The organism is Alteromonas sp. IB21, from assembly GCF_016405965.1.
Taxonomy (GTDB): domain Bacteria; phylum Pseudomonadota; class Gammaproteobacteria; order Enterobacterales; family Alteromonadaceae; genus Alteromonas.
In genome coordinates this window covers 18,801-36,355 of sequence record NZ_JAEFCD010000008.1, presented here as the reverse complement: position 1 = coordinate 36,355, position 17,555 = coordinate 18,801, and the positions used below count along the sequence as shown (strand labels likewise).

Below are 17,555 nucleotides of genomic sequence, written 5' to 3'. Positions count from 1 at the left end.
TTATCGCGACTCCTTTGCAAAATCGGCAATAATATCGCTAATAAACGCGATGCGCTCTTTAGCTGTTTCGGTCTTCTTCACCAAGCGAAGCTTTTGGCTACCTTCAAACTTAAACGTGTTTGGTTTGGTTTGTACAAGGCTAATAATATAGCCAGGGTTGACCTTGGTGGTTTCTTTGAACTCTATGGTACCGCCTTGTGCCGACAAGTCTACTTTTAGAATGCCCAATGCCTGTGCTTTTAGTTTAATTTCAGCCACTTCAATTAAGTTTTTAGCCGGTTCTGGCAATAAGCCGAAGCGGTCAATGCACTCTACTTGGAACTCGTCGATATCGTCTTGCGACGTGCAGCTAGCTAGGCGCTTATATAGCGATAGGCGCGTATTCACATCAGCAATGTAATCTTCCGGTAGCAATGCCGGAATACGCAACTCGACCTCGGTGTGCCCGGGTGTAGCGTCTTCAAGCGATGGCTCTCTGCCTTCTTTCAGCGCGTTAACTGCTTTATCTAGCATGTCCATATACAAGCTAAACCCAATGCTCGCTATCTGACCGGACTGATCGTCACCTAACAGCTCGCCGGCGCCGCGTATTTCTAAATCATGGGTAGCAAGAGCAAAGCCTGCACCTAAGTCTTCTAGCTTGGAGATGGCTTCCAAGCGCTTAACGGCATCTTTTGTCATTCGCTTCGGATGCGGCGTTAACAAATAGGCGTAGGCTTGGTGGTGAGAACGTCCAACCCGACCACGTAGTTGGTGAAGCTGCGCCAGACCTAAATGGTCGGCTCTATCCATGATAATGGTGTTAGCGCTAGGCACGTCAATACCCGTTTCAATAATGGTCGTACACACCAATACGTTGTAACGCTGATGATAGAAATCGCTCATCACCGCTTCTAAGTCGCGCTCGCGCATTTGACCGTGACCTACAGCAATGCGGGCCTCGGGCACAATTTCAGCAATTTCTTCGGCCGTTCGCGCAATGCTGTCTACCTCGTTATGAAGGAAGTAAACCTGACCGCCGCGCAGAATTTCACGCATTATTGCCTCGCGGATCACCGCTTTGTTGCGCTGTTGCACGAAGGTTTTAATAGAAAGGCGACGGGCCGGTGCGGTAGCGATAATCGATAGATCGCGCATGCCGGATAGCGCCATGTTCAGCGTACGTGGAATAGGCGTGGCGGTTAGTGTAAGAATATCTACATCGGCGCGAAGGGACTTAAGTTTCTCTTTTTGACGTACGCCAAATCGGTGCTCTTCGTCAATAATAACAAGGCCTAAATCCTTGTATTTTATATCGCTGGAAAGCAGTTTGTGTGTGCCTACAACGATGTCGACTTTACCTTCACCGATGCGCTCTACCACCGACTTTTGCGCTTTACCGCTTACAAAGCGGCTCATCACTTCAATTTCAAAAGGCCAGGCGGCGAAGCGATCTTTAAAGTTCTCGTAATGCTGCTGCGCAAGCAAGGTGGTGGGTACCAATATTGCTACCTGTTTGCCGGCATTTGCGGCTAGGAAGGCGGCTCGCATAGCAACCTCGGTTTTACCGAAGCCAACATCACCGCATACCAAACGGTCCATTGCTGACGGACTGCCCATGTCGTGCATAACCGCAGCAATCGCTTGCGCCTGGTCGGGCGTTTCTTCAAACGGAAAGCTGTCTGAAAAGGCTTGGTAGTCATCCCAGTTTATGTTGTAAGCAAAGCCAGGCTTTGCAGCGCGACGGGCGTACACATCTAGCAGTTCTGCGGCCACGTCTCTCACTTTTTCAGCTGCTTTTTGTTTCGCTTTGCTCCACGCATCAGAGCCTAACGAGCTGACAGGGGCGCTATCGGCATCGCCGCCTGTATAGCGAGAGATCAGATGTAGCGACGCAACGGGGACGTATAATTTTGATTGCTTAGCGTATTCAATGCACAAGTATTCGGTGGTAACGCCGCCCGCATCCAAGGTTTGAAGCCCTAAATAGCGACCAACACCGTGGTCGAGGTGTACCACAGGCTGACCGATGGAAAGTTCGGCTAAGTTGCGGATAATAGCGCTTTCGTCAGTGGCGGAACGCTTATCGCGAAGGCGTCGCTGACTTACTTTCTGGCCGAGTAACTCGGTTTCGGTGATAAACAGCAGTTCACCTTCAGGCGTCTGCCAGCGAAAACTGTTATCAACCATACCAACCGTAATACCAATACTGTCATGACTTGCAATAAAGTCACTAAAACTATCGACAATTTTGGGTTTTATGCCGGCTTTGGCCAGCACCGTAAGCAATCCTTCTCGACGACCTTGGGTTTCGGCACAAAACAGTACTTTCGCCCCGTTGTCGGTTGCTTGTTTAACGGTTTTAATAAGTTGCTCGGCAGGAACTTTTTTCTGCGAGTTTATTGCGATGTCATCAAGTTTTGCGCACTGCAGGTTGGTCGTGCCCGATTTTTCTTCTAGCACTTGGCTTGATAGCGAAGCGCGAGGCCACTGCTTAATAGCACCGAATAATTCGTTAATAGGCAGAAACAATTCATCAGGCGCAAGTAACGGGCGCGCTAAATTGTAACGGTATTGCTCGTAGCGCTCTTGCACATCGGCCCAGAAAAATTCGCTGGCGTCTTGTACGTCACCGTGAAGTAAAAGCAAACTTTTAGGGTGGAGGTAGTCAAATAATGTCGCCGTTTTTTCAAAGAATAGGGGGAGGTAATACTCCACACCACTTGGCATTGTGCCTTTGCTCACCTGCGAAAATACGCTTTCAGAGGCGTTGTTAGCATCGAATTTTTGTAGAAACTGCTGACGAAAAAGAGTGATACCTTCTTTGTCTGTTGGAAATTCGCGCGCGGGTAACAAGCGGATTTCGTTAACCGCTTCGCCAGAGCGCTGAGTTTCGGTATCGAAATAACGAATAGAATCAATTTCATCGTCGAACAAATCGATACGAAACGGCTGGTCGCTGCCCATCGGAAACAAGTCGATAATGCTGCCGCGCACCGAGAACTCGCTGTGGCTCATTACTTGACTAACGTGCAAATAGCCTGCTTGCTCTAAGTTTCGTCTGAACTGGTCTCTGTCTAACGTTTGGCCTTTATTTAGCATAAGTAAGTATTTTGCTAAATAATCAGTAGGCGCAAGGCGCTGCATCAGGGTATTAACGGGAACAATAAAAATCCCATCTACTTGCTGTGTAAAACGAAACAGAGTTTCAAGACGCTGTGAAACAATATCCTGATGAGGAGAAAATGAATCATAAGGCAGCGTTTCCCAGTCGGGGAAAAGTGTAATAGGCGTATTTTTTGTATCTTCGCTTAGGAAAAACGCAATTTCTTTTTCAAGCTTCATGGCCGAGGGCGTGTCGGCGGTGATTAATACAATTGGGCCTTTGTATTGGCTAAGTGCTTGGCTGATGCATAGCGCCGCACTGCTGCCTTGAAGTTGGCCCCAGTGTTTGTGATCTTGTGATGAGGCTTCTTTTTTAGGCGCAGGTAATGGTAGCGATAATAAAGTGGCAGTCATGACGTCCTGTTTTTTACATGCAAGTTTGATTTTACGGCTTATATACTGATGCGAAGGCCTGTTAGGATCCCGCTTTTCTTTCTTTCGACCGTTTTCTTAGCTGTTGGGTTTGAATGTGCAAACTTGCTCGAACCAAAAGCTCCTGATCTTGCTCTCGTATCGAATTAAAAATGAAAGCGATATGGTAACTATCTTCAACCTGCTCGCAAGTAATAACTTCGCCATAACAAAAAATAGCTGCGGCTTCGGCGTCAAGGAAAAGCTTGAGTTCAGCTTTGGTACCTACTTCCATTGCCTCTTTGGATGCGATTATCACACCGCCACCACCTAATTTTACCGTTTTAAAGCGGTGCTCTGGCTCATCTTGTTGATGCAGGACAAATGACATCATCAGGTCTATTTTTCTGGATTGATGATTTAGGTATTCAGCTAAGGTTTCCGCATGATCGCCAAGATTTCGTAGCGGTCGAATTGCCTGGGCCTCTAATGCCGCCATTTCGCTAGCAATACGAAAGGCATAAGGCATCGAATCTTCCAGTGCATCCTCATCGGGTACGGTTTCATCAATATCTAAAGGACGCACGTTTGCATTAATACAATGTGCTATTGAGAAGTATTCATCGAATTGGGCTTGTTTTTGTTCTAGGCTTAGTTCGCTCACATCATTCCTCTGCCACTAATTCTTGTGCAGCCAGTAGCTTACACGTAGTATAGCCACTTTACTATTTTGGGCTTAGCCCGTCATCTCGCCTTTGGGCTACTTATCTGAATTTTTCATTCGTTAAGCATAGCCAAACGTGAGGCAGATTACCGTATTACTGAAAAGCAAGGCGCTATGTTTTATCCTCTTTCTGCATTCATTGCCTATCGTTATGCCAAATCTAGCAAACAAAGCCAAACCAGTTTTGTCTCTTTTATAAATCGCTTCTCGGTGGCCGGCATCGCACTTGGCCTGATGGCCCTTATCATTGTAGTTTCGGTAATGAACGGCCTAGAAGGGCAGTTGAAACAACGCATTTTAGGCATAGTGCCCCATATCGAAATTACAGAGACACCCACTTCAAATATCGACCTTAGCAAGACACCCATCGAAATTACGAAGACACCCACACAAAATAACAACAACGTTGGAAAGACACCCACGCAAAATAGTTCAACCGTCAGCAACTCGACTGGAGTTACAGAGACACCCACTGCAACATCAAGAATTAGCGAGACACCCACGTTTAATAGTGGAAGTCTTAGCGAGACACCCAACGAAAATGTGCCTCAACAGCAGTACGTTACTTTAGATGAAATTAGCAAGACACCCATCGATGGTGTTGTAGCCAGCATGGCTTATAGAGAAGCAGAAGCCGTTGTGCAATCTCGCTCTGAACTGAGAGGTGTGCAAGTACACGGTGTGGAACCTGGGGTGATGTTGGCGCATACCTTGGTTGCAAGCCATATGGAGCAAGGGCGATTTGACGACTTAAAGGAAGGTAGTTTTGCCGCAATAATTGGTCGTGCGCTTGCCATAAAATTGGATGTGAGAGTGGGTGATAGATTACGTGTCATGGTGGCCGGGGCTAGTGTTTATACGCCTTTTGGTCGCATGCCCAGTCAGCGACTTGTTACTGTGGTGGGTGTCTTCGATATGGGGTCGCAAATGGACGATAAGGTGATGTACATGAACCTTCACGATGTGAACCGTTTAATGCGCGACCCTAAAGGAAACGGACAGTCACTTCGCCTCTTTTTAAATGATGCATTTGACTATTTGTCGGTTGTCAATTATCTCACCGATACGATGGGTGTCTTTGCAAACAACGTTAGAACCTGGCGTGAACGTCAGGGGCCACTATTCGATGCGGTTAAGATGGAAAAGAACATGATGACACTCATGCTTTTACTCATTATCGCAGTGGCCGCGTTTAACATCGTGTCTGCGCTGGTAATGGTAGTCACCGAAAAGCAGGGAGATATTGCGGTGCTTCAAACCCAGGGTATGGTGCCAACAACTATTATGTGGATCTTCGTGCTCAACGGGCTATTCAATGGGTTAAAAGGTGCGGGGATTGGATTAATCTTAGGCATTGTCGTCACCTTACAGTTGAATAACTTTTTGGATCTGATCGGTTCGCCTTTGGCGTTAGCTGCGGATGGAAGCGGACTGCCTGTAGAAATGGATGCAGTACAAATTGCTAGCATTACTCTGCTTTCTTTGCTGCTTTGCGTGATAGCCAGTGTATATCCAGCGCGAAAAGCGATGAAAATTGCGCCTTCACAAGCGCTTCAAAACGAATAATTCCTTGAATTAGCCGTGCAAATTAGTGCGAAATTCACTATACTCGCGGTCTTTTAAATTTTGCCCAGTGAGACGTCATGAACAAGAATTTTATCACCTCGCAATCGCTTCTACAGGATTCCTTTCGCTTAGCGGCAAAGGTGTATGAAGATGGCTTCCGCCCTGACTTTATTATCGGTATTTGGCGTGGTGGTGCTCCAATCGGGATCGCAGTTCAAGAATTCTTTGAATTTAAGAACACGTCTACTGATCACATTGCTGTGCGTACATCGTCTTATTACGGTATCAACAAACAATCAAAAGAAATCCGTGTTCACGGTTTGCACTATTTGGTTGAAAACGCGAACGCTGATGACAAGTTATTGATTGTTGACGATGTTTTCGATTCTGGCCGCAGCGTTGATGCGCTAATTAAGCAAATTAATAAGCTTATGCGCTTGAACATGCCTAAAGATATACGTATTGCATGTCCGTGGTATAAGCCCCAGAACAACACCACTGATATCGTACCGGATTACTATGTTAACGAAAGTGACGAGTGGCTTGTGTTTCCACATGAAATCGCAGGGCTAACGGAAGAAGAAATCCGTGAAGGGAAAGGCGAACTTTCTGATGTTATGGATATTTTGTTTGATAAAAAGCCTTAAAAAATTAAGATTTTTCGCCTAATGTATTCGGACCGCACGTTTGTGCGGTTTTTTTATGTTCAATGACGGCTGGGAAGGAAAGGGTAAAGGTAGTGCCAACGTTAACTTCGCTTTCCACGCTAATGGTTCCCCCCATGGCTTCTACGATAGAAAATGAAATATAAAGCCCTAACCCCGTCCCTTTGCCGGTGGGTTTGGTTGTATAAAAGGGCTCAAACATTTTTTGAAGCGCGTGCTTTTCTATTCCACATCCCGTGTCTTCAACAGTAATCACAACACTTTGACTTTTAGCTTCATTAAACGACGTGATAGTGAGCGAATCTCCTTCTTCCATGGCCTGCGCTGCATTGACGAACAGATTAACAAGTACCTGATTTAACTTACCTGTTTTTCCTTTAATTGGTGAAACGTTGCCTAGTTTTTGGTGGATCTTGATCCTGTGCTTAAGCTCGCTGTTTACTAGCCTCAGAGCGTGGTTAACACAGTTATTAACGTCTATTGTCTCGTCATCAGGGATGTCGGCATCGTGGGAGAACGAACGCAAACTCGTTATGATATCCGTCACTCGATTTAATCCATCCTCTGATTCGTCGCAAATATCTTTAATTTCGTCCACTAGAGACGCCAATTTATGCTGCGTTTGCCATGCAATAGCGTCGCTTTTGAGCTTGGCTCTTTCTTCTTCGTTTTCGCTTTTTGCGAGCTTTTCTACAATGTTTTGCATATTCAACAAGGCGGGGATCACATTTTTCAAAAAGTGAATATTGCTGTTAATAAAGGCTATGGGGTTGTTGATTTCATGGGCGACGCCCGCAGCTAAAAGCCCGAGTGAAGCCATTTTTTCAGAATAAATTAAGCTTTTTTCGACCTGCGCTTTTTCTTCTTTAAGCCTGACGGTTTCCAGCGCCATCATCTTAGCCTGCATGCCCATAGCGATTTGTTCTGTAAACGTACGATAGCGGTTAGCCATCTCTACATATTCTTGCGTGTAATACCCCAAGGACTGATGGCAAAATACAATAACGGCTTGCTGTTGATGCACTTTAAACGGGCAGTAAAGTACTGAAGTAATGGGCGAGTCGAAGAGGTCGAGGTGCTGTTGCCACGTAGGCTGGTGCCTAATGTTAAATAATGCGATAGGTGTGCTCTTAACCGCGCGAGAAAGGGTGTCGTCTATGTTCCAGATGGTGTTTAGCAGCGGACTGTGCGTACTATTAATACATTTCATTCGCTTTGGCCCACTGTTTTCAAGCACAAAGCACACTTCGTAATTATAAAGCCCCTTAAATACCTCAAACATTTTCACGTAAAGGTCTTGTTCATTTTCGGCCGTCAGCAACGCATGAGTCCCTTCAAGCAAGGCGTCGGTTTCTTTTTTGTGCGCCTCAGCCTGTTGTTTAAGTCGATAAACAAGGGCTAGGTCTTCTAAAACATTTTCGTAATCTCTGTTCATTGAGAAAATACTATGGCTGATATCATAAGATTACCGTGTCTATTCTTGCCATCAAGAAAGCGACCTTGCTCGCCGAAGGTAAAAGGGCCACATATTGGTAGCGAGGCAAACTCCTTTTGCAGTGAAAAAAGCATCTGTTTGATTTCATCTCCAACCATGAGTCGGCAGCCCGCACAATAAATCATAAGCACACCCACGGGCTTTCTGTTTTCGGGCAATAACATAATGGCATTATTGATAACACGTTGAGCACGAGACGTAAGGCTTGCGATACTCCCCTCCATCAACACTAAACTGTCGTTTTCTTTCACCTCGGAGAACACATTAAGTGCGCCGTTCTCGTTTACCGAATCGGGGTGGCACAAAAGGTAATTTATCGCCCCATTTTCTAACGCAACTGGACGACCTAGAGGGGCTGAAGAGGTAAGCCCTAGAATCTGCCCTCCATTGACTTGTTTTTCAATGAGGTTATTCGTTGCGCTATTGTATGCGTAGCTGGCTGGTATACCGTCGAGTTCCATAAGCTGTCTTCCATGAGCTTTAGATACACAAAACTCAGTATCCGTGGGCTTATAACCTGAACTATAGCTTAGACCTAACGGGGTAGATGGGTACATAGCGACAACTGCGAGGGTTTGTGGGCCCATAGTGTCTAAAGTCACGGTATTCCAGTTACCTTGTACAGTATTGTCGGCCATTGAGCCGCCAAAAATGGGAACATTTTCACCTACCACGCTGGCGAAACCTTCAAGAATTCTCTCTTCTTCTCCTGGGGGAAGGGCGCACCAAATTAAAGCCGGACTTTCGTAAGGACGGCCTGCGCTTTCAAGCGCACTTAGCAGAGCGTTAGCGCCCCCCTTAAAGGGGCTATCTTCAATTAGACTGGCACTGCCTACGCCATACGCGCCTTCATCGTCAAACACGCAGAAAAAAGCAAGATCGCAGTTAGCTTTTACAGTTTGACTGTCGCAAAGCAGGGAGCCTAGGCAAGAGCTAGATACTAGAAAAGGAAATTGATATGGGGTAAGCGACGCTTGTATTTCTGCAAACGGGAGCTGGGAATTACCATAACCAATAACTAATGATGGCTCTCTTTTTTCGAATATTGCAGAGACGTGGGTTCCAAGCTCTGCTGTGTCAGCACATTGAATTTCAAACGTTTCTATCTGCATATTTGCCTACCTTCTCCTCAATAAGATAAGAATAGATGAAAATTAGAAAAGCTTTATTAACTATTAGTCGAATTGATTATATTAACTCGCTCTAGTTATCGAGATAGAATTTATCGTGAAAGGTGTAAACCCAGGTCGGTTGGTAGATTACCAATATGGTTATCGCCATGCCATTAAGTAATGCTTCAGGGAAAACCAAAAGGGGCACAAGCAAAATATAATTGTCAAAGACAATATCCCAAGAATACACCCCTTCTGCGTAATAAAAAGTGCCCAGGGCGAGGGTTTTTAACGCTATGGAAAGTGCTGCGGGGAAGAAAGCGCAAACGAATATATAAACAAACAGCTGCCGCGGTATGCGATGGAAAGACAACATATAAAAGAGGTATGTGATACCTATGGGAAGCACAGTACCGAGTAACCCGTTGACACCGAAATTCTCCCAAGCACCGTACCCAATTGCGCTTGCACCGAGTAACGCAATAAAAGACGCAATAATTGCGTTACGAAAACCTAGCATTAGCGTAAGTACCGACAGGCCCAGAAAATGCACATCTAAGCCTTCGTAAATACCCGCTTTAAAAAGCCACAGCACAAACAAAGAAGCTGCAGTACCAAAAATGAGATGTTGCTGATCTTTATTTTTGACAAAGTGAGCGAAGTCGATTTGTTTAAAAGCGCCCAACAAAAAAGCGCCATAAACTAAAAAAGCTAAGACTTGTAGTGTACTCACATTTACTCCTCGGCTGTGGCTATCACGCGTTTTTCTGGCACCTAGTTTTTATAATCAGCCCAGATAGGTGCGTGATCAGAGGGCTTTTCAATGCCTCTGAGTTCGTAATCAATCCCAGCATCACTGAGATTTGCATGTAAGGGTTTTGAAGCCAAAATTAGGTCGATTCGAAGACCTCGGTTGTCGTCAAACCCTTTTGAACGATAGTCAAACCAAGAAAACCGATCATTGGTTTCTGGGTTTAGTGAGCGAAAACTATCTTCAAAACCCCAGTTTATAACCGTATTCAGCCATTCACGCTCTTCGGGTAAGAAACTACATTTACCTGTTCTTAACCAGCGTTTGCGATTGTCTTCGCCAATACCAATATCTAGGTCGGTATGAGAAATGTTGACGTCGCCCATAACAATAATTTTTTCATCGGGCGTGTGGTTATCGTTTAAATAAGTCATTAAGTCTTTATAAAACTTACGCTTTGCGGGGTATTTCGTCTCGTGTTTTTCGTTTTCGCCCTGAGGGAAATAGCCATTCAGTATGGTAACGGGGTCTCCCGCATCATCCGTGGTTTTTAGGATGATCATGCGACGTTGAGCCTCATCGTCGTCAGTAGGAAAACCCATTGACACAGAAATTGGTGTTTTCTTTACCAAAAACGCAACGCCGTAATGGCTTTTCTGCCCGTGAAAATAAACCTTGTAGCCCATCGCTTCAACGGCATCTACCGGGAATTGTTCGTTATGAACCTTAATCTCTTGTAAGCCGATGACATCTGGTTGATGGGCATCTATAAGTGCTTGAAGCTGGTGCAGTCGCGCGCGGATACCGTTTATGTTAAAAGAAATTACTTTCATGTTTCGTTTGTCGGTTGTTTCAAGTTGATGTGAGTTTACCAGAAAGCCAGGAAGTCCTTAATGCCCAGACACTCATATCTTAATGTATCCAGCAGATTGTATAGATTAAGTTTATTTATAGCTTTCGTCAGAGAGGGGTTTAAAAAGCAAAGCTTGTTAGGTAGAGGTATCCGCTAAAGCGGATCAACTCTAACATTGTTTGAAGAAGGCTTTGCTTGAAACTGCACGCCTAAATTAATTAAGTATTCGAACCAAGCGTTAGCATCCTGCACGATATCATCCACAACGTTTTCATTATTGAGAGCCAGTTCTGGCAGGAATGCATCGACATTTTGTTTGAAAGACACCCACGATTTCGCACATTCGGACATGGCTTGATAGTAATGAGTAGGAATAGCTTGCTCCATTTCGTTTAATCTTCTTGCAATGATATTTGCCCCCATGGATGAGCCGAGCCAAACGTAGATGGCAGCTATCGCAGAGGTTGTTGGCGAATTAAAGGTAGGTGAAAAACTTGAATTAACGTGGGTGTCTTTGTAATTGGCATGGGTGTCTATGTAAAGCGGGTGGGTGTCTATGTAAAGCGCGTCATGTGTTTCACTTAATAGTTGGCTTTTTGCTTCTAGCGTATGGATATCTTCGCTAATAGCCGTCAACACCGTCTTGCTGTCAATCATCGTGACTATTTGAGCTAGCGTTACATCTGTATCTCTTGCTTGCTTTATTACATCAGCGGACGTTTGATGAAATTCCTTCATAATTGAAAGTACCGCGCAATACGCTGTCTTATTAAACCGGTGTTTGTGGTGATAAATCGAAAAGGGGAACGTATTTTCTAAAGCAGTATGGCTTGCTTGGGTGTCTTGCTTAAGAGCAGGGAAAAGATTTCGCATGGCTTACTGTTCTTCGCGTTGTATTGGCAGTTGTGTCATTGATTTTATGTAACGTTACTTTGTATGTCTTTCTTACATGGTAATCGTGGGTGTCTTTGTAAAACGTTGTTCAATGACTTTATCATGGGTGTCTTTACAAAGGGTAGAGCGTGCGGGATTTTTTCGCGTTTATTGCATTGCACCTAATCATGGTGCGGGTATACTTGCGGCAAATTTAAAGATAGGTAAAAACACGTGTTTCCAGAAACCATTGCAGACAAGTTAAGTGATGCTGTCATCGAACAAGCGTTGAAGCTAAGTGCTGAAGAACGACAAGAGCTAGTGGTGAGTTATATCGCTAAGACGAATGAAATCTGGCTGGTGCAAGGCACCGAGGGATTTGTGATGTTCGAAGGGGGGGGAAACGTGCAATTACCCGTTTTTCCACATAAGGATTTGACGCAGAAGTTTGTGAGTATGAACGACATAGTCGGTCAATGTGTCAATATCGCTCTGGACGAGTTTAAGCAAACATGGCTACCCGGTTTGGAGAAAAATGGTGTTGAGCTTGTTATGTTTCCAACCACAAGCGATGTTGAAAATTTGGTGATGACCGCTGAAGACCTGGCCGCGGAATTAAACGTCGATTAATTCGGTTTTTTATGACTTCTGTAGATACGCTATTACCTCTTGCACAATCGCTCGCTGATGCGAAGGGCTGGGATGACTTCACTCGAACACTGATGTTATCGGGTAAAGCGCTAGCGCCATTGCCAGAAGATGCGAGAAACGAAAAAAATGCGGTTGAAGGATGTGAAAGCCCAGTATGGATTGCTTTTTCTCAAACCGAAGTAAGCGTTATGGCTTACTCTCCAAGTAAGGTAATTCGCGGTGTGCTTGCGGTGTTACTGGAAAAAGCGAATGCTTTGACCAAGCAGCAGCGCAGAAATTTTGATTATGAACAGTATTTATCTCGCTGTCAGTTAGAGCGTTACTTAAGCCAATCTCGTGGAAATGGAATAAAGTCGGTAATAGCTAAACTGAAAGCCCTGTAGTGAATAAGCTTATACTTCCTTATCTGTTCTTCGCTTCTATCCACTGACTCATGTACTTACTGGCGCTTAATGTCTGATGCCATAGTAGACTTTGCATAAACAAGGATTTTCTGTGTGCCTCGATATCGTTTTTCAAGCTTATTATTTTATCTGTTAATAACATATCGGGCTGCTTAGCGCTAAACATGTCGAGCACTCTCTTTGCTTGAAGGCTTGCTGATTCCCAGATGTCCTTGTTGGTGTAAAGCGACACAGCTTGATTAACGTAATCCTCAATAACCTCTGGTTTTGAGATATCGGTACTACACAGCGCGCCTGGCCATACATCAGGCTGCTGTCTGCCTTTATCATCCTCACTTTTGCCTGAAGGGATAATTCCTTCTGCACCTACCCAAGTAGTAATCGATGGCGTGGAGCAACGCATTGCGTCGAGTAATTTGCCTTTGATGCCTGCGCCAAAGCGCAAGGGGGCAATCAAGAGTTTTGCGCCAGCCATTAAAGACGTAACATCTTCTGCCCAACCTTTTACTAAGAAACCTTGTTTATCATTGTGAAGCTGAGTCGCCTTTTTAGGGGGATAGGCTCCGTAAATGTGAAGCTCTGCATGGGGAAGTGCTTTTTTAATGGCGGGCCAGATATTCTGTTTAAGTTGCAGAACTGCGTCCCAGTTTGGTGCATGGCGGAAATTTCCGATATGGACAAAATGCGATCGCGCTTCAAAGGGCGCTGAATATGATGGCGATTCCCCTATAACCAGAGGATGGTAATGAAGCTGTGTCTTTGGCACACCATAATATTCCGTAAGAAGTGCCATTTCCGGCTCAGAAATAATCAGTGTAAGATCACTTCGTAGTATGGCTGCTATTTCTCTTTGCGCGAGTTCGCTATTTAACTCTGCATCTTTAGCATCGCCGCTTTGTTTAACGGCGTTATGCCTTGCCTGGCGAAGGCTATGTAAATCTTCGGTATTTAAAATACGTACCGCATCGGGACAGCTTTCTTTCACCCGCCAAGAAAACTGTTCTTCCGTCATATATCGGTCGAAAATAACAACATCAGGCTTTAATTTCTCAATTAACACGTTGAATGAAGTGCAATTTAGTGCAATTGGATAGGAATCTACACCAAACGTCGCTAAGTCTGATTTATGCTCACTTTCAGATGCAGCAGTTAGGAATGACACATTGAATTTATTGGCCACACAGCGGGTAATAATCGATTGCATATTCTGGCCCGCTGCCGATGAATTTGGCTCAGGCCACACGTAGCCAATAATTACAACATTTAACATGATAGTGATTTTTAACTTTATTAGAATTAATGTCGAAGCGACATAGCTGCGATTGTGCACATGCTAGCACAATTTTCTATTCTAACAGGGATAGTGAACAAGACTACACGCCCTAGAAAATCTAATTCTTTTAGGTAATTACCCTAAGTTTTTCTTTGTTTTACAATTATGGGTATGGAATTTAGAACGACAAGTTATAATACGGTACTTAAAGAAATAGTGTTGATATCGGTCGATGGCGACGCCTAATCGGGTAGAACTTTGCTTACAGTTCGAGACAAAGCGTTAAAGATACTCACATTACGAATAATATAGAGTTTTAGTAACGTTATGATATCTATAGAAATCATACTTTTTTACTAGAGAGTTGTTGTTGACCAACCCGTTTTTTAAGCCTATACCTACAAATGAGAAGGCGAATGGAGGTGCCTTGAACGCTACATTGACAACGGCGGCATTAATGAGAGTGCACGAATGAATTTAGAAGAACTAGTTTCGAAAGCGGAAAATCTCTTCGTTTTACCAGACTCGGTTACCCGACTTAAAGCTTGTATGGACGACGAAGCTTCAAGTATTGATGATATCGGCGATATTATCGCTTTCGACCCTTCGCTAGCGACCCAATTGTTACGGGTTGCAAACTCTGCGTTATATCGATTTCCAAATAAAATAGATACTGTGTCGCGAGCGATTCAAGTTGTGGGCACGCGCTCCACTTATGACCTTGCGCTTGCCTATGGCGTAAGTCAGGCGTTTAGCGATATCGACGGTCAGTTAATTGATTTAGACAAATTCTGGGAACAGAGTGTGTCGTGCGGTCTCTTAGCTAAATATTTTGCAGATATGCGCAATATTCGCGAGCCCGAACGGCTTTTTGTCGCTGGTTTGCTGCATAACATTGGCGAGTTGGTAACGGTTTCGTTACTACCGGAGTCAGCAACACGATGTCAGGCCTTTAACACTCGTGTGAGTCCAGCTGAACTGCAGTTCGGTGTTCTTGGTTTTACTTATGCTGAGCTGTCTGCAAAGCTCATAGAGAAGTGGGGCATTCCTAGCTCTATACATACGCCTATTGCTAACATTCATAAGGGTGAAGAGAACGCGACGGGGATTGAAGATAAGATCTTACAGCTTTCTTACGTCTTAGCGCTCGATAACGTTAACCCTGAGATTTATCCAAGCTATCACAATCTGAAGCCTGAACAGCATGAAGCGCTGTCATTAAACCGAGAAGATTTAGAAGACGCATTAGATATTACTAATTTACAGTGTATTTCAGTTATATCTTTGTTTAATCCTAACGCGTTTATGTTGTATTAACTTGAAGCGCACCTTGCGCTTCAAGGAAGTGCGTAGCTGTTAATCGAATACAGCTACGGTCTGTCTGCTTATGGCAATGACTTCGTTGTCCTTGTCCCAAATCGTCGCCTCAGTGTGTCCATATCCGTCAGCCGCCTGTCGAGTTCGCGCCTTATAGCCAAACCAGTCCGTCGGGCTTACAGGTTTGTGAGGATGAATAAATTCTAAATTCCAACTTACCGTGCTGGCTGGCGCAGGTAACTTCATCATCTGCAGAAGGGTCGGCGGCCACGCGTCAATCATGGTGATAATGTGGGCATCAGTAATGGCTTCTGGAGCGTGTTTAAAACGCATAAATCCATCGTAGTGGCTGGTCTTCCTGCGAGTGAAAGGAATGCCGCCATCCTCAATGGCTAAATCGAAGTAACGCAAAAATTTAGGTGTAATCTTTGGAATTTGTGGAATAAATTTAGCTTTAGTGGGAAGAGGTAAGTCATGTTTCTCGGTATTTTCGACGCGAATGCCAGATTCCCTGGCCACACCAAAACACGCCTGAGAAAAAACACAGCTTTTACCTTCTTGCATCGCGTGAGCGGTGAATTGAGAAACGTTTTTACCCGTTCTAAGCAAAGTGACTTCTATAGAAAAGGGTGTTTCTAACGACAAGGGCCCAACAAAATTAGTGGTGAAAGAGCGCAATACTCGATTATCAGTGACTTGCTGCTTTACCGCTGTATAAAGCATACCCGCAGAAATACCGCCAAATGCGGTGCGGCCTTGCCCCCATGTTTTCGGAATAATGAGACCATCGACGCGCCATGTATTGTCTGATGTCTGTGATAATTGGGGAATATTGAGCAATTCGTCTACTGTCATGCTTACTTGTCTGGTCTGATGAGTTGTATAGATATAATCGTACCCTAAGCGCTGTCTGACGGAAAGCCTGACTTAGTAATTTTCGTTATGTTTACAAATAAGTAACAATTAGTTGTCTATTTTTTTACCTGATGCGTAGACTGGACATATCGTCACTTAAAAGGACTGTTATGGCCCATACTCATGTTGAAGGTGTTCCTGCTGCAGAAGCTGGGGTATCTAGAAGTTACCGGAACTACGTTTTATTCATATTGACCCTGGTCTACGCGTTTAACTTTATCGATAGACAGATTATTGGCATCCTTTCCCCGTTCATTAAAGCAGACTTAGGTTTGGATGATGCCCAGTTGGGGTGGCTAAAGGGCATCTATTTTGCTCTTCTCTATACGGTAATGGGTATCCCCATTGCGTGGCTTGCTGACCGTTATAGCCGCGTTAACATTATTGCAATTTCGCTTACGCTGTGGAGCGGGTTTACCGCAGCTTCGGGCTTGGCAGCTAACTATATGCAGCTTGCCATCGCACGAATTGGTGTAGGTATTGGAGAGGCGGGAGGGAGTCCACCGTCGCACAGCATCATTTCAGACCTATTTCCTAAAGAAAAAAGGGCCGGTGCACTCGCTATCTACTCGTTAGGTATACCGTTTGGCGTTATGTTGGCATTTTTTGCCTCTGCCTTCTTTTTGCAAGGTGGCTCAGCTGACTGGCGTACCGTCATGTACAGTGTCGGTATACCTGGGGTCATTCTTGCAATATTACTAAAATTTACGGTAAAGGAGCCTTCTAGAACAGCATCTGCCCCTGGTGGAGATGCGGCCAATAAACCAAGCGTGAAGTCGTCGTTAAAAACCTTGCTTAGAATACCTACTTGGTGGGGAATGGCACTGGGCATTTCATTTGGCTCTTTTGGAAATTATGCCATTTCCACGTGGGTCATCGATTATTACGTTCGCGCCTTCGCAGGGTTGGATATTACGCAGTTGCTTATCGTGTTTGGTATCATCAACGGCACCGCTTATGCCCTTGGTGTATGGTTAGGTGGCTACATTGCAGACCGCTGGGGTAAGCACAACAAAAAAGCGTATGCGCTGCTTCCTGCTATAGCCTTGATAATTGGCGTTCCGGCATTTTATATATCGCTTCAGGTGCAAGATTTATGGATGTCAGTTGCACTAATGGCGCTACTTTTATTCACCAGTGGTTCTTATTTAGGCCCTAGTTTCGCTATGGCGCAAACCCTTGCACCACTAAATGTAAGGGCGATGTCTACTGCACTCTTTTTCTTTGTGCTGAACATAATTGCATTGGGCGGCGGACCTACATTAACAGGTATCATTAGCCAAGCTTTAGTGCCTTCTTTGGGCGAAACAGAAGCGCTTAGACAGGCACTTATCTATTTAGTGATACCCTATGCCATTTCTATTGCCGTGTTTCTATGGACAAGCACTAAAATAGTAAAAGATTGGGAAATGGCAGAAGCTAGGGGCTTGTAGTAGTATCATTACTTTCTCCTAAGGGGCT

The 17,555-nt window shown here is 44.7% G+C and carries 15 protein-coding genes; 6 read left to right on the top strand and 9 right to left on the bottom strand.

Annotated elements, in window-relative coordinates:
• Together mfd and JC525_RS07330 are read right to left on the bottom strand one after the other, a co-directional pair.
• Positions 1-3,498: a transcription-repair coupling factor gene (mfd, locus tag JC525_RS07335; RefSeq protein ID WP_198815236.1), complete on the bottom strand. Its 3,498-nt coding sequence runs from the start codon at positions 3,496-3,498 to the stop codon at positions 1-3.
• Between the two features lie 61 nt (positions 3,499-3,559).
• Complete coding sequence (locus tag JC525_RS07330; protein ID WP_198815235.1) at positions 3,560-4,159, bottom strand: PilZ domain-containing protein; 600 nt, start codon at positions 4,157-4,159, stop codon at positions 3,560-3,562.
• Between the two features lie 174 nt (positions 4,160-4,333).
• Between JC525_RS07330 and JC525_RS07325 the strand changes: the two genes are divergently transcribed.
• Complete coding sequence (locus tag JC525_RS07325) at positions 4,334-5,785, top strand: FtsX-like permease family protein (RefSeq protein WP_198815234.1); 1,452 nt, start codon at positions 4,334-4,336, stop codon at positions 5,783-5,785.
• A 77-nt stretch (positions 5,786-5,862) separates the two neighbouring features.
• On the top strand, positions 5,863-6,432 hold the full coding sequence (locus JC525_RS07320; RefSeq protein ID WP_198815233.1) for a phosphoribosyltransferase: 570 nt from the start codon (positions 5,863-5,865) through the stop codon (positions 6,430-6,432).
• 4 nt (positions 6,433-6,436) lie between these two features.
• Here JC525_RS07320 and JC525_RS07315 read toward each other — a convergent pair whose 3' ends face one another.
• The 5 genes from JC525_RS07315 to JC525_RS07295 all read right to left on the bottom strand — a co-directional run bounded on the left by JC525_RS07315 (position 6,437) and on the right by JC525_RS07295 (position 11,534).
• Entirely contained in the window at positions 6,437-7,885 is a 1,449-nt protein-coding gene (locus JC525_RS07315; protein ID WP_198815232.1) for a GAF domain-containing sensor histidine kinase, read from the bottom strand.
• Positions 7,882-9,057 (bottom strand): FIST signal transduction protein, encoded by a 1,176-nt coding sequence (locus tag JC525_RS07310; RefSeq protein ID WP_198815231.1) that lies wholly within the window; start codon positions 9,055-9,057, stop codon positions 7,882-7,884. The genes JC525_RS07315 and JC525_RS07310 overlap by 4 nt, the downstream gene beginning before the upstream one ends.
• Positions 9,058-9,148: 91 nt before the next feature.
• A complete protein-coding gene (locus JC525_RS07305) occupies positions 9,149-9,790 on the bottom strand; it encodes an energy-coupling factor ABC transporter permease (protein ID WP_198815230.1) in 642 nt (213 codons plus the stop codon).
• Positions 9,791-9,831: 41 nt separating this feature from the next.
• Positions 9,832-10,641 carry an exodeoxyribonuclease III gene (gene xthA, locus JC525_RS07300; protein ID WP_198815229.1) on the bottom strand — a complete coding sequence of 270 codons (810 nt, stop codon included), beginning with the start codon at positions 10,639-10,641 and terminating at the stop codon, positions 9,832-9,834.
• A gap of 173 nt (positions 10,642-10,814) precedes the next feature.
• A complete protein-coding gene (locus JC525_RS07295; protein ID WP_198815228.1) occupies positions 10,815-11,534 on the bottom strand; it encodes a hypothetical protein in 720 nt (239 codons plus the stop codon).
• A gap of 234 nt (positions 11,535-11,768) precedes the next feature.
• On the opposite strand from JC525_RS07295, the gene JC525_RS07290 reads away from it, so the two are divergent.
• Both JC525_RS07290 and JC525_RS07285 read left to right on the top strand, forming a co-directional pair.
• The gene (locus JC525_RS07290) at positions 11,769-12,164 is read left to right on the top strand and encodes a DUF2750 domain-containing protein (protein WP_198815227.1); all 396 of its coding nucleotides are present in this window, start codon (positions 11,769-11,771) and stop codon (positions 12,162-12,164) included.
• A gap of 11 nt (positions 12,165-12,175) precedes the next feature.
• The gene (locus JC525_RS07285) at positions 12,176-12,568 is read left to right on the top strand and encodes a SufE family protein (protein WP_198815226.1); all 393 of its coding nucleotides are present in this window, start codon (positions 12,176-12,178) and stop codon (positions 12,566-12,568) included.
• Positions 12,569-12,587: 19 nt separating this feature from the next.
• On the opposite strand, the gene JC525_RS07280 is transcribed toward JC525_RS07285, so the two are convergent.
• Complete coding sequence (locus tag JC525_RS07280) at positions 12,588-13,859, bottom strand: glycosyltransferase (protein WP_198815225.1); 1,272 nt, start codon at positions 13,857-13,859, stop codon at positions 12,588-12,590.
• 474 nt (positions 13,860-14,333) lie between these two features.
• On the opposite strand from JC525_RS07280, the gene JC525_RS07275 reads away from it, so the two are divergent.
• Complete coding sequence (locus JC525_RS07275; protein WP_198815224.1) at positions 14,334-15,179, top strand: HDOD domain-containing protein; 846 nt, start codon at positions 14,334-14,336, stop codon at positions 15,177-15,179.
• 39 nt (positions 15,180-15,218) lie between these two features.
• On the opposite strand, the gene JC525_RS07270 is transcribed toward JC525_RS07275, so the two are convergent.
• Entirely contained in the window at positions 15,219-16,034 is an 816-nt protein-coding gene (locus JC525_RS07270) for an acyl-CoA thioesterase (protein WP_198815223.1), read from the bottom strand.
• Between the two features lie 170 nt (positions 16,035-16,204).
• Between JC525_RS07270 and JC525_RS07265 the strand changes: the two genes are divergently transcribed.
• Positions 16,205-17,527 carry a spinster family MFS transporter gene (locus tag JC525_RS07265; RefSeq protein WP_198815222.1) on the top strand — a complete coding sequence of 441 codons (1,323 nt, stop codon included), beginning with the start codon at positions 16,205-16,207 and terminating at the stop codon, positions 17,525-17,527.
• The last annotated feature ends 28 nt before the right edge of the window (positions 17,528-17,555 follow it).